At 37.5% G+C, this 13,717-nt stretch carries 13 protein-coding genes; 8 read left to right on the forward strand and 5 right to left on the reverse strand.

Annotation, left to right across the window (positions count from 1 at the left end; genetic code table 11):
• The first annotated feature begins 272 nt into the window (after positions 1 to 272).
• Positions 273 to 1,820, forward strand: coding sequence for an FAD-dependent oxidoreductase (locus tag TOL9009_RS0106775; RefSeq protein ID WP_029632059.1), 1,548 nt, complete (start codon positions 273 to 275; stop codon positions 1,818 to 1,820).
• Between the two features lie 44 nt (positions 1,821 to 1,864).
• Positions 1,865 to 2,569 (forward strand): hypothetical protein, encoded by a 705-nt coding sequence (locus TOL9009_RS0106780; RefSeq protein WP_029632060.1) that lies wholly within the window; start codon positions 1,865 to 1,867, stop codon positions 2,567 to 2,569.
• Positions 2,570 to 2,664: 95 nt separating this feature from the next.
• Here TOL9009_RS0106780 and TOL9009_RS46970 read toward each other — a convergent pair whose 3' ends face one another.
• A complete protein-coding gene (locus tag TOL9009_RS46970) occupies positions 2,665 to 2,805 on the reverse strand; it encodes a hypothetical protein (RefSeq protein WP_038296773.1) in 141 nt (46 codons plus the stop codon).
• A gap of 10 nt (positions 2,806 to 2,815) precedes the next feature.
• On the opposite strand from TOL9009_RS46970, the gene TOL9009_RS0106790 reads away from it, so the two are divergent.
• Positions 2,816 to 3,523: a hypothetical protein gene (locus TOL9009_RS0106790; RefSeq protein ID WP_029632061.1), complete on the forward strand. Its 708-nt coding sequence runs from the start codon at positions 2,816 to 2,818 to the stop codon at positions 3,521 to 3,523.
• Between the two features lie 58 nt (positions 3,524 to 3,581).
• Here TOL9009_RS0106790 and TOL9009_RS0106795 read toward each other — a convergent pair whose 3' ends face one another.
• Together TOL9009_RS0106795 and TOL9009_RS0106800 are read right to left on the reverse strand one after the other, a co-directional pair.
• Complete coding sequence (locus TOL9009_RS0106795) at positions 3,582 to 4,127, reverse strand: Uma2 family endonuclease (protein WP_029632062.1); 546 nt, start codon at positions 4,125 to 4,127, stop codon at positions 3,582 to 3,584.
• 48 nt (positions 4,128 to 4,175) lie between these two features.
• On the reverse strand, positions 4,176 to 6,521 hold the full coding sequence (locus tag TOL9009_RS0106800) for an ATP-binding protein (RefSeq protein WP_029632063.1): 2,346 nt from the start codon (positions 6,519 to 6,521) through the stop codon (positions 4,176 to 4,178).
• Between the two features lie 735 nt (positions 6,522 to 7,256).
• On the opposite strand from TOL9009_RS0106800, the gene TOL9009_RS0106805 reads away from it, so the two are divergent.
• The 5 genes from TOL9009_RS0106805 (at position 7,257) to TOL9009_RS0106820 (ending at position 11,419) form a co-directional block, all read left to right on the forward strand.
• Entirely contained in the window at positions 7,257 to 7,484 is a 228-nt protein-coding gene (locus TOL9009_RS0106805; RefSeq protein ID WP_029632064.1) for a hypothetical protein, read from the forward strand.
• Between the two features lie 228 nt (positions 7,485 to 7,712).
• Positions 7,713 to 8,042, forward strand: a complete 330-nt coding sequence (locus tag TOL9009_RS43175) for a hypothetical protein (protein WP_072022107.1) — start codon at positions 7,713 to 7,715, stop codon at positions 8,040 to 8,042.
• A gap of 342 nt (positions 8,043 to 8,384) precedes the next feature.
• Complete coding sequence (locus tag TOL9009_RS0106810) at positions 8,385 to 10,040, forward strand: dipeptide ABC transporter ATP-binding protein (protein ID WP_029632065.1); 1,656 nt, start codon at positions 8,385 to 8,387, stop codon at positions 10,038 to 10,040.
• Between the two features lie 354 nt (positions 10,041 to 10,394).
• Complete coding sequence (locus TOL9009_RS0106815; protein WP_029632067.1) at positions 10,395 to 10,754, forward strand: hypothetical protein; 360 nt, start codon at positions 10,395 to 10,397, stop codon at positions 10,752 to 10,754.
• Positions 10,755 to 10,927: 173 nt separating this feature from the next.
• A complete protein-coding gene (locus tag TOL9009_RS0106820; RefSeq protein ID WP_029632068.1) occupies positions 10,928 to 11,419 on the forward strand; it encodes a GNAT family N-acetyltransferase in 492 nt (163 codons plus the stop codon).
• 218 nt (positions 11,420 to 11,637) lie between these two features.
• Here TOL9009_RS0106820 and TOL9009_RS0106825 read toward each other — a convergent pair whose 3' ends face one another.
• Positions 11,638 to 12,213 (reverse strand): Uma2 family endonuclease, encoded by a 576-nt coding sequence (locus TOL9009_RS0106825; protein ID WP_029632070.1) that lies wholly within the window; start codon positions 12,211 to 12,213, stop codon positions 11,638 to 11,640.
• A 118-nt stretch (positions 12,214 to 12,331) separates the two neighbouring features.
• Positions 12,332 to 13,702: a DNA cytosine methyltransferase gene (locus TOL9009_RS0106830; protein WP_029632072.1), complete on the reverse strand. Its 1,371-nt coding sequence runs from the start codon at positions 13,700 to 13,702 to the stop codon at positions 12,332 to 12,334.
• Positions 13,703 to 13,717 lie beyond the last annotated feature (15 nt).

Genomic DNA, 13,717 nt, shown 5'->3' on the forward strand with positions numbered 1-13,717 from the left:
GTAACTGATGAAGACAGCAGGCTGATCGGGACTTAAACATTTTTGAGGCAGAAATAAGGCTAAAATCTATACAGGGCAAGGAAAATACCCCGAAGATTCAAAAATGCTTCAAACCCAGATATATCAAGAAACTGGTTAAAAGGATGTCAAAATACCACTGTAGTACTGATATTAGAAGTATCAATATTTGTAACGACTACTACTGTTGCAATTATGAGATGAAATTTAGCAAAGATACGATTAAGACTACTAACTTTAGAAAATTAAATTTTATGTCTTTAACTGAAGAGATACTTTCACAATTACCGGGCAATGTTTTGGAAGGATTGCGTCGCAGCGATCGCACGTTAGCATCCCTGAGGGAAAATAACGCATTTATACCAATAATAGTCAAAGAAAGTCAGCAGTCTTTAGGTGCTGTAGATTGGGATGTTGTTATCTGCGGTGGCACTTTAGGCATTTTAATTGGTTGTGCTTTAGCTTTGAAGGGATTGCGAGTAGCGTTGATTGAGCGCTCCATTTTGCGCGGTAGAGAACAAGAGTGGAATATTTCTCGCAAAGAGTTAGAAGTATTCTTGGAATTAAATTTGCTGACAGAAAGAGAATTAAATCAGGCGATCGCAACCGTTTATAATCCAGCACGAGTCAGCTTTCAAGGTGGTACAGAAGTCTGGGTAGAAAACGTACTGAATATCGGCGTAGACCCAGTATATCTACTGGATACCTTAAAAGAGCGATTTCTTGCTACTGGCGGTAAATTGTTTGAAAACACACCATTTACAGAAGCTGTGGTTCATCCAGATGGTGTGATGGTAGATGCTGGCAGCAAGTTCAAAACCAGATTGTTAATTGACGCGATGGGACATCTTTCTCCCATCACGCAGCAAGCACGACAAGGAAAAAAACCAGATGCTCTTTGTCTGGTTGTGGGAAGTTGTGCGAAAGGATTTCCGGAAAATGATTCTGGTGACTTGTTGTTATCATTCACATCCTTGCAGAATCAATGTCAGTATTTTTGGGAAGCTTTCCCGGCAAAAGATGGCAGAACCACTTACATGTTTACGTACATGGATGCACATCCACAACGCTTGAATTTAGAAGCTCTTTTTGAAGATTATCTTCACTTGATGCCAGAATATCAGGGTGTGGCATTGAGTCAGTTGAAGTTGCAAAGAGCGCTGTTTGGCTTCTTTCCCACTTATCGTCAAAGTCCTCTAAAAACTCCTTGGAATCGCATTCTACCAGTGGGAGATAGCAGTGGCAATCAATCGCCGTTAAGTTTTGGTGGTTTTGGGGCAATGGTGCGTCACTTAAAGCGTTTAACATTGGGTATTTATGAAGCGCTGGATACAAATCAATTATCTGCAAAGTCGCTTTCCATACTACAACCATATCAGCCAAGTTTAACTGTAACTTGGCTGTTTCAAAAAGCGATGAGTGCAGGTGTAAATCAAAAAATTGCCCCCGATCAAATTAATAAATTACTATCGGTGGTGTTTCAAGAAATGCAACAGTTAGGTGAACCAGTACTTAAGCCTTTTTTGCAAGATGTGGTGCAGTTTTCGGCACTAACGCAAACACTTTTAAAAACGGGTTTAGCGCATCCAGGATTGATTGCCAAAGTGATACCACAAGTGGGTTTAACAAGTTTGCTAGATTGGACGGTGCATTATGGCAATTTAGGTATTTATTCTGTTTTCTTTCGGCTAAGTCCAATGCTAGAACCGTGGGTAAAAAGTTTGCCAAAAGAACAGCAATATTATTGGCATCGTTTGGTTGATGCTTGGAAATATGGTTCTGGTGGTGACTACTCTGATTGATGGTTTGAAAAAAATTCAACTTCAACAAGGTTTGTGAGAATAATATGATAGAACGGCAATCTCAAGGAATAAAATACTTTGCGGTACTAATTAGTTTATTACGCGATCGCCAAATATTTCTAGAAGAAATTCGCGAAGGAACGAGATTACCAAATAAAATCATTTCTCTACTAGTTTGCAGTTCGATATTTATTGCCATTTATGGCGGAATTATCGGTGCATATCATAGTTGGATGCAAGCTTTATCTTCCGCTGTAAAACTGCCATCTCTCTATTTAATCACGCTGCTGATTTGCCTGCCAACGTTGTATTTTTGTAATATTATTTTTGGCTCAAGACGGAATTTTCCTCAGCATTTTGCATTGGTGCTAACTGCGGTTTCAATCACAAGTGTGTTGTTATTCAGTTTTGCACCAATCACGCTGTTTTTCTTGATCACGACTAATAATTACCAGTTTTTAATTTTGTTAAATGTCTTTATCTTTGCTTTAACTGGATTTTTTGGTATTTCTTCTTTATATCAAGCAACCAGCTTGGTTTTAGAACAAGATAATGAAGGAAGTAATACTCGCAAGAAAATTTTACAGTTTTGGTTATTACTTTATGCTTTCGTAGGTAGTCAATTAGGATGGACTCTCAGACCATTTTTCGGCACACCTGATTCTGCTTTTCAACTGTTTCGAGAAAGGGAAGGCAATTTTTATTTGAGTATTCTTCAAGCTATTGGCTACCTTTTAGGATTTCGTTAGTGGATAGTGGATAGTGGATAGTGGATAGTAGATAGTTGTTAGTGGTTAGTAGATAGTTGTTAGTGGTTAGTGGATAGTAGATAGCAACGCTCGAACTAACAACAAACAACAAACAACTCACAACCAACAACTAACAACAAACAAACAACTAACAACTCACAACCAACAACTAACAACAAACAACTAACAACTGACAACCAACAATCAACAACTAACAACCAACAACCAACAACCATCAAAATTAATATGCTTCATAAGCAATCTCGTCAAATCAAACATTTTGCTGTTCTGATTAGCTTATTGCGCGATCGCCAAAATTTTCTCGAAGAAATTCGTCAGGGAATTGGGTTACAAAGTAAGACTACTTCTTTGTTTGTTTCTAGTTCTATTTTCTTTGCTATATATGGGGGAATTATTGGTGCATCTCATAGTTGGGCACAAGCGTTAACTGGTGCGATTAAATTACCAGCGTTTTACTTATTAACGCTCATCATTTGTTTTCCAACTTTGTTCTTTTTTAATGTTTTGTTTGGTTCCCGTAGTAGTATTCAACAGCATTTTGTCGTATTACTGACAGCTGTGTCAGTTATTAGTGTTTTGTTATTCAGCTTGGCACCAGTTACGCTGTTTTTTATGATTACGGCTCCAAATTCTTATCAATTTTTCAAGCTGTTGAATGTGTTAGTTTTTGGTATCACAGGTGCATTTGGGGTTAAGTTTCTTTATGAAGGAATGCAGTTACTTTCTCAACAAGATGAGGTAGGAAAACTAACCCGCACAACTATTTTAAGATCCTGGTTATTTCTCTATGCTTTTGTGGGGATGCAATTAGGATGGTTTCTCAGACCTTTTTTTGGCGCCCCTGGAACTAAATTTGAGTTATTTCGAGCAGTGCAAGGTAACTTTTATCTTGATATTGTGGCAGCAATATCAGAGATTTTGGGGTATCGTTAGTCCTCAACATTGTTGCACGCAAAAACGCCCACACCCTTCTAGGGTGAGGGTAATTTTATTACCCCAACAATTCATCAACTGATACATTGAAACCTTTTAATATAGTTTGAGTGCTGACAATTTCGTTATCAGTAAATACAAGTCGCTGATTTTTTGTAATGACAATTATCCAACCATTTTCAGGAAATACTAACCAAACTTCTTCGCATCCAGACTGCAAATATTCTTGAGATTTAGCAATTACATCTTCAGCAAAATCTGTAGGAGAAACTATCTCAGCAATTAGTGGGAAACTTTGAGGTAAAACAGCAGGTTCACCAAACTGGGTAATTAGTTCTGATGTGAGATAAGCAACATCAGGAACACGTCCTTGTTTGTTGGTGCGACAAGGTACTTCTGTATAGACTTCTCCTCCTTGTCCGCTAGACTCTTTGTAATTTCTCCAATAATAGCCTAAACTAGCTTGAATCCGACTATGCTTGAGTGTCAATCCGTTTTTCTCCACTAATTGCCCATCCACCCATTCTGTATTATCAGGGGGATTTTGCATCCAATCTTCTAATGAAAATGTTGAGGCATTTGCAATAATTGTAGAAGTTACCATTAATATCTATTCTCCTTTGACAGCGGTTACTAAAATTATGACTGATTATTAGCGATAAGCATCCATAGCTGTTTGTACTTTCTCAATTTGTTTTGGTGCTTGCATTTCATGAAAAAGAGCGATCGCACTCTCAAAATTTTCTCTACTCTGGTTAACTTCACCTTTTTTTTGATTAGTTAACGCTAATTGATAATAAGCTTCAGCTAAATCAGACTTTGCACCTATTTTATCAAGCATTTTTATTGATTCTAAATGATGCAAAAGCGATTTATCAAATTCTTGCTGTTCTCGATAAAGTTCTCCTAAACAATTTATCGCTTTCGCTTTTACCGGAATAAAGTTATTTTCTTCAGCATATAATATAGCTCTTTCACATAACTCGAATGATTTGGGGATATTTCCTAAATTTTTATAAGTGAAACATAAAAATAATAAGTTATATCCTGTTCCCCAAGCTGTCAATTTAGTTGTAGACATTGCTGTTTCCACCTTTTGAGCTAGGGAAAAAGCCTCTTCTGTTAGCTCTAAACATGAGTTGATGAAAGCTAAACAGCATTCCGAGTAAACAATATACTCATAAGATATTTCAGTTTTTTCTACAATCGAGCAAACCGAATTGAAAAAGAATTTAGCTTCTTCAAGCTCCCATAACTCCATTTTGCAGAGTCCTATATTAAACAAGGGAGATATTTTGAGGATATTAAGTTCAAATTTATCTACAATTCTCCTTGACTCTTCATGATATTCTAAAGCCGTAGAAAGTCTTCCAATTAATCGATAACTATAACCGAGAATATTGTAAAGTCTACTACGTTTCTCCTGACAGTTAATATTGTCGATTATCTGCGTAATTACAGAAATTATTTTTTGAATTAAACCTAATTGATAAAATGAACAGCCTAAGGGTAAAGTATTTTTTTGTTTCTTATCTCTTCTATAAAGAATCACACCCCCCGCTTGTTCAAAATCATTAATTTCAATAAAGTGATAAAAAGCCTCTAAAGCACTTAACGCATCAGTTATATTTACGACTTCTGTAATTATCTTCGTCCAAAAGTCTGCGGCTTTTCGATTGACTAATTCCCATTCTTCACTTACTAATCTCAGTCTAGCGATCGCTTCATCTCTAATTACTGGATGCAGCCAATATTGTCCTTTTTTAGCTTCTATCAAAGATAAATCTTGCAAAGCTTTAATCACGCGTCTGCGTTGTTGTTCAGGTACATCCCAAAGCAAGCAGAAAATTCCCTCAATAGGTACTGAACGAATATCTTGATAGCGATAGCATCCCAAACGACACAAAAGACGATAAGCTTCTAAATCTATTTGTTGTAATCGATTAAATTGGCTAGCAACTAAATCTTTTAACTCTCTTTCTATTAGCAAATCTGTAGAGTTTTCCTGCCAATATGCATCTATATCACCTTGAAAGTCTGTGAATATTGCTCCTCTGAGAATTTGCATTGCTTTGGCATTACCTCCATAAGCTCTGCACATTTCATTCAGGACGGTTGAATGACAATTTATGTTACGACTACTAAAAAATTGTTGCCATACCTCCTGATCTAAACCTTCTAAGGGGTAAAGATGAACTTCTATACTCGACTCACGCAGACGCTCACGACTTGTGACTAAAGTAACTGAATGCACATCCGAATCGCTGAATACTCTTAATAGTTCTACATAACGACGATGAGATTCTAAAAACTTACCATTTTTATCAAGAGCAGTTTCCAAATTGTCAATAAATACGCCAATTTTTCGAGATTGATTTCGCAGCTTTCGTCGCAGTCGCTCTAAGTTTATCCCAAAATCTCTTCCTGGTTCTTCATTAAAATCTCGCCGCAACCATTCTTCAACTACACTCTCTACAGGGGTGAGGTTTTGGACTTCTGTTGCCATCCACAGTTCTAAAAGAAAGTCGAAGTTTTGCGCTTTGAAATACTTACGAGCTAAGGTTGTTTTGCCTACACCACCTTCTGCTTGAATGAGAATCAGTTTCATACCACTGTTGATGATGTTGTGGAGTTCAGCTATTTCGCGATCGCGTCCCAAAAAGTTAGAATCTATACCTGATCTAACGCTATTTGTCAATTCTTCAATACTTGCGCTGTTGTTGCCATATTGTTGTTTCCAAAGTCGTTCCAACGCACTTTGGAAGCTTCCCTTTGTGATTTTTTCTCCCAATACCTCTGAGAGTAGCTGCCAAAGTCCTGCACCAACTTCTTTTAAATATACAGACGAGTACGCACAACTGTTTGCGATTTTATCATACGTCTTTCGCCGATCCTGCCATAAATCAGAAAATATAATTCTTTGGGGTTGTTCTAAGTGTCTCCCTGTTTTTACAAACACCAATCTGTCAGCAAATTCTAAGGCTTCTTCCGCACCCATTGCTTATTGAAGTTGAAGTATCGTTTTTTATTCAATGTAGCGTGATTTATCCTACTTTTTCCAACTTTTTCTCATAAACCTACTTTTTCCTACGGATTTAGTCAGTAAAACTACCCACTTCATCCGGCTGACAAGCTATAAATTATTCAATACACTTTGTAGTATGAAAGATAAAGTTTATTACGCAGCTTTAAGGGGCACAATCTCCAGAAATGCTCAGAGTTACTTTGGTGAGGAGATATTTATTATAACTCTGATATTGCGGTGAAAGATGGAGTATTAGTAATTGTGCCAACAGTACATATATAAATGGCTAATTAAAGCTGTGTTATCTAAAACTACCTGAGGTATTTACTGACTGAATCGAGGAGAATGTCCGAACATTTACTAGCTAACTCTTGATTACGGGGTTAAATTATGTTCCCAAAAGACTGTCCTCAAGATTGCGAAAGCAATCATTGTCCTTTTGCCCAAGACACGCATAATCCTAACAGATATGTCTGCCTGAAATGCGGTTTTGATAGGCAAATAGATCGAAATGGATTTGATTTTGGTTCCTTTTTGTTGCTGATTTTCACCATATTGGTAATAGGATCGCTGTTATCTAATGATGGGAAGCAAAATAAAAATCAGCGCCAGAAAAGCCTTCATCAATCTTCTTTATCATCCGTCATCTTGTAAACGCTTAATGAGATTTACTTTCTGGAATTAGCAACATAATTGGAGTGCAAAACTATGACTACGAATCAATATACGCCTTTGATGAGATTGGTTTCCAAAATTCTCAAGTATTTCTTGTTGATCATGTTAGGCTTTGCGATCGCCTACATTTTATCAACGGCTTTTAACGCTTTACCTATTGCCAAAATACTACTACCTTTCGTTGTATTTTGCTTTCAAAAATTAGGAATTATTCTCTTGTGTTTGTTAGCAGCAGCAGTAATTCTTGAATCTTGGCGTTAAAAATTGAGTAAATAGGGAATAGGGTAAATCTCCCTATCTCCCTTTTAGCATTCAAAAACTTGATTTTTTGATAACTCATACCCCCGACTTATATCGGAGGTATGAACAGTGTATTTTAATTTATATTAAATTATTAATTTAGTCACTTGATGTGTATGCTATACTAAGCCAGGTTATATATTAAATATAAATAAATTCTTAAGATGTTGACATTATCCCAACAAATTAATGCTCGATTTCAACACCATAACTGAGTTATCCCGCGCCAACTGCGTGACTATTTGTGCATTTCTCGTGCCAGCCAACTTACTGGCAACATGCTCGACAATCATTTTAGTAGCACTACGACGCCCAACACATCAAGTATGGCAAGCATGTGCAATTGCTACCTTCTTCGCTGTAGTGATGATATTGCATGTCTATACTTGGTTCATGATTGGTGTCGTCATGGCTCCTACTTATATCCTCATGTGGCTAGCAATCACCTGTTTGCTGTCTAATTTCGCAGCGATTCTGCTCCAAAGACACTTCCCTAAAATCGTCAGCTTTGAAAGATAACCTAAAACACATATAGGAAACCATATAGCGGGTTGCCGGGGGTAATGCAATACAGAACCTCACCCTGGGAATTCCAGACACCCTCGCATGAAATAAGGAGAGGGGAAGGGGAGCCGCTTTCAGTAGCCGTGTGAAGCGAAAGTTTCACGCACGGTTTCGGATGAGAGGGGTGGAGTGGTAACACTCCCCTCGACTCTATCCTCGGTCAATGTCTGAAGCAATAGCTGGAGTGGCCGAAAAGCCTGCGCTGAACTGTACTCCGTCAGCGTAGGAGATATCACGAATCTGATACACTATTTGAAATTTCTTTCTTTATGCTAGCGATCGCCTACATGATAAAATATGAATAAAGATTTATTCAAAATTGAAAATCTGCGCGTTGCCTATCCTCACGGTAGGGATGAAGAACCGAAATGGGCAGTTGATGATGTCTCTTTGACTCTGCAACCCGGTGAAACGATGGGATTGGTGGGAGAATCTGGTTGTGGTAAATCAACTTTGGGACGTGCAGCGATGCGGTTATTACCCTCATCTAGCCGTATTGAAGGACGGGTGATGTTTCAAGGGCAATCAGTATTTGATTTAAATCCCAATCAGTTGCGACAATTTCGCGGTGAAGCGGTAGGGCTGATTTTTCAAGATCCGATGACACGACTCGATCCGTTAATGACAATCGGTAAGCATTGTTTAGAAACACTCAAGGCGCATTCACCTAGTTTATCAACTAAACAAGCCAAAGAAACAGCGATCGCCACTTTAGAAAAGGTGAAAATTCCTGCCAGTCGTTGGAATCAGTACCCTCATGAGTTTAGCGGGGGAATGCGTCAAAGAGTAGCGATCGCATTAGCTTTACTTCTCAACCCCAAGTTAATTGTTGCCGATGAACCGACAACAAGCTTAGATGTCACCGTTTCCGCACAAATTTTACAAGAGTTAACACGATTGTGCGGTGAAGAGAATATGGGATTGTTGCTAATTTCTCACGATTTGGCAATGGTAGGAGAATATTGCGATCGCATTGGGGTGATGTATGACGGTAAAATTGTAGAGAAAGGTGCAACCGAATCTGTATTTAGACAACCAACTCACGAATACACGCGATCGCTTTTGCAAGCAGCTTTACACATTCAATCAGTAGATGAGTTAGAAAGTGGGGACTTGGGAGTGCAAACAGGGGAAAAGCACTCTACCCCAATTTTACGAGTAACAGAATTACAGCAACATTATAATATAGAACCGAACTTTATTGAACGCCTATTTAAAGCGGAAACTCAGACAATTAAAGCAGTCGATGGTATTAATTTAGAACTATATCAAGGGGAAATTCTCGGATTAGTTGGGGAATCAGGTTGCGGTAAAAGTACACTATCGCGGACAATTTTGCAATTAATTCGTCCCACTGGTGGTAAAATCGAGTTCTTCGGCAAAGATTTAACTAACTTATCAAATCAAGAAATTCGCTCTTCCAGAAGACAAATGCAGATGGTGTTTCAAGACCCTCATGCTTGTCTGAATCCCGCGATGACTGTAGGACAAAGTATAGCAGATCCTTTGATAATTCATCATATCACCGATGCGAAACAAGCAAAAGAACAAGTACTGTTGATGTTAGAGAAAGTCGGTTTAAAACCGGCTGAAGTTTATTATCAGCGTTATCCATCGGATTTATCAGGGGGACAACAACAAAGAGTAGCGATCGCACGCGCTTTAATTACTCGTCCCAAACTGCTGATTTGCGACGAACCAGTGAGTATGCTGGACGCTAGCGTGCAATCGCAAGTGCTGGATCTAATGTTGGCATTAAAAGAAGAGTTTGATTTAACTTATTTGTTTATCACTCATGATTTGTGGTTAGCGAGATTTTTATGCGATCGCATTGCCGTAATGAATGGTGGTAAAATCGTCGAACTAGGTGCAACAAAAGAGATTTTCGCCAATCCTCAACACCCGTACACCAAAACCTTACTAGCTGCTGCTCCCTTACTAGCACGAGCTTAATTAAAAAGCATGAAGCCAAAACATTTCTTTACTGCCCGACAACTAAAGTCGCGGTAGCGCGTTTACCTATCTTTTCCAAAATAAAATATGAGTCCTATAGGATATTGACTTTTAGCAATACTTATTTCTCAAGGATGAGTTAGAAATCTAAATTTATAACTAAACTTATGATACTGAAGATTTAAGTCTTAATTAATATCATGTCAGGTTTATTACTTACAATTGTATTAACACATCTGCGCGGAACGTCTCTACGACGGTTCCAATGTTTTTATTACTGTTAATTAAATGGACATGATATAAAAAGCATACTCAGCGCTATTGTCTCATTAAATAATAGTCAGTAATTGTATCATGCATAAAATTTCATCAGAGACTGCACAAGCTGCACAAAAACACGCTCTTGCTTCACAAAAGCATGGAAAATCGGTTGAAGAAGTGGGTAAGACTTTACAGAACCAAAAGCATCCCGATATCGAACTTGGCAAACGCATCGAAGCGGAAGGAAAAAGTATCCAGAAGCAATCGCAGGAAACCTTAAACAAGGCAGAGAAAATTCCCGAAAAGGGCTACTCAACAGAAGCGTTTTTAAAGTCTTCACAGGGGCAAATAGACGCAGCACAGACTCATATTGAGGCAACTAAGGCTTATCAAGAGGCATTGGCAGATAGTTTACAGAAAAGTAGTAATTCTCACAAGCCAGGAGAAAATTGAGTCATTTTTAAGCAAAGCACAAATTGCTTTTTAAATGGTGTGCCTGCATCGTTTTTTAGAATAAAAGTGGTGTGATTAAATTCTGACACAGTGGTGATAATTAGAGTGAAAGCCGTAGATTTGCTACTCAAGTCGCTGTATTATGCTTAAATATTTTCTTATAGACGGCTGCAATGACTATTCGCCATGCCACTGAAACTGACTTGCCTGCAATTGTAGCGATTTACAATGCGGCAATTCCTAGCCGCATGGCTACCGCTGATTTAGAGCCGGTGTCTGTAGCGAGTCGGATGCCTTGGTTTGGTGAGCGATCGCATAACATCCGCCCAATTTGGGTAATAGAAGTAGAAGGTGTGATTGCTGGCTGGCTGAGTTTCCAATCGTTTTATGGGCGACCAGCTTACCATACCACTGCGGAAATTAGTATTTATATTGCTACTGGATATCATCAGCGTGGCTTAGGGCAGCAACTTCTAGCACAAGCAATTCATCAAAGTCCTAGTTTGGGTTTAAACACTTTATTAGGTTTAATTTTTGCCCATAATCAACCTAGTTTAAAACTGTTTGAAAAATTCAGCTTTCAATCTTGGGGTTATTTACCTAAAGTCGCACAAATTGACGGTATTGAACGCGATTTAGTGATTATGGGATTGCGAATTAAATAATGAATATAACTTTCATGCGATCGCTTGTGCAACTTTCTTAAACATTTGATGGGCGGTTGCCGTCTTTACCAGGGTTATCAGTGTTAGTGTTGGATGAATTGATAGTTTGAGTATTTTGATGAGAAGGTGATCGCATATGTTTGAATATGAGAGCGATCGCACAACTTTTTGAATCCACTAAGCAAACATAACACTATCATCTCTGAGTAAAGGTATTATTACCAAATCGCTTCCAGATTCAACACAAACCCAGGTAAAATATCTTCCCCAGACAAACTTACAGGAGATTCTAGCACCTCAACTTCTTGCCCAATTCGATAAATCTCTACTTGACGAGACTTGCGATTAATTAGCCAACCCAAACGCGCACCATTATCTCTATATTCTCGCATCTTTTCCTGAGTGTCTCTCAAACTATCACTTGGCGAAAGTAACTCAACGACAAAATCAGGACAAAGTGGTAAAAATCTGGTTTGTTGTTTTTGAGTTAATGCATTCCATCTTTCTAATTTTACCCAAGAAGCATCAGGAGAACGATCCGCACCATTAGGAAGTTTAAAACCACCAGAAGAATCAAAAACTTTACCTAATTTATTTTGCTCATTCCAAATCCAAATTTGAGCAGTTAATCCAGCGTTCCGATTACTTGTTTCTCCCCCAGTAGGTGACATAATTATTAATTCTCCTGTAGCAGTGCGTTCAAATCTGAGATTTTCGTTTACCTGACATAACTGGAAAAATTGCTCATCTGTTAGTTCAAAAATAGGCTTGAGGTTGACTGTTAAAGCGTTCATAGTCAGATTGTAGATGAGGAAATTAAGGTAAACATATTGCGTGCTATACAATAACTATTATATTCCTTTCAAGCAGGCATTAACTCTTAAAAACCAAACGCTAAAGCATCAAGCATAATTATAAAATTATTGTTAGCAAAGCTTTCGCCAAATGGTAAACAACAGGTACTGATACAGCATTACCAAATTGATGCTTTGCAGCAGACTCGTTATTAGCAATCTGAAACCATTCAGGAAAGCCTTGCAATCTTGCGTAATCTTGTGCTAGTAAAGGCTTGAATTTTTTCTTTTGATAAATTTCTTTAATAAATGTTTGTTTATATGCTTCTGGTTCTTGACATTCTATCGATATTGTGCCTACAAAATCTCTCGTTCCAGTTGCGCTTAAAGTCCCAATAGCATCAGCATGAGGTAAGAAAATTTTAGATACACCGTTAATTCCCGAAGATATTTTAGAGTTGACAAATTCATATCCTTGCCCTTGCACAAAACGTAAAATTTCTTTATTAACCAAATTATCAATTTCTTCTTCTTGTAAATCAGTAATTAACGTTTTTAATACTTTCAAACTTAATGGATTCCCATCTTTCAGTCCGTAAATTTTCTTTCTTCTATTTTTTAAAATAGTTTGACAAATTAACTTTTCTCTTGTACTTGTTTCGATTAAGTCCCAAGAATGAATAGTAGTGTGCCCATCTCTGATGTCAGCAAATAAAAAGAAATCATTTAATTCATCTATTTTCTGAAATCTACCTCTAGAAGCAGGTACTTTGCTATCAAATAAAACCTTTTTTGGAAACTTTTTTTTAATAAAATTAGCTTTTTGTAAACCAAGAACAACATCATACAGCTTAAACTTTGTATTTACAGGGTTAGGAAAAGTAAAACCCCAACAATTTTCTATATCGTTTCTAATTCCGACAATAAATACTCTATCTCTATCTTGCGGTAATCCAAAATCATAGGAATTCAGCACCTGATATTTAATTACATAGCCAGATGCTGTCAAATTATCAATTATATATTGCAGGCTTGGTTTATTTCTTGGTTCTGTTAAACCTTTAACATTTTCAAAAATAAAAGCTTTCGGTTGATTGGCTTTTACTACTCTAAAAACATCAAGCCATAATTTGCCTCTTGGGTCATCTAAACCTTGTAATTTACCTGCAATAGACCAAGGTTGACAGGGAACTCCACCAACCATGACATCTATTTCAAAAGGTAGTTGATTGAGATGGATAATATCTCCTAAATAAACTTCGTCTCCATTATCAGATTTAAGAAAATTGTTTTGATAAACTTTAATAGCTTCTTTGTCAATTTCGGAGTAGCCTAAACATTTTCCTCCTAACTCTTCTAGGGAAATTCTAAATCCACCTATACCAGCAAATAAGTCTACAAATGTAAACTTAGATTTGCTACTTATAACATTTACAGGTTGAAATAATTGAAATAATTCTAGTTGTTGACCATAAATACCTGGTTTCATTTACCTTGCGATCGC

The sequence above is a fragment of the [Scytonema hofmanni] UTEX 2349 genome (assembly GCF_000582685.1).
Classification (GTDB): Bacteria; Cyanobacteriota; Cyanobacteriia; order Cyanobacteriales; family Nostocaceae; genus Hassallia; species Hassallia hofmanni.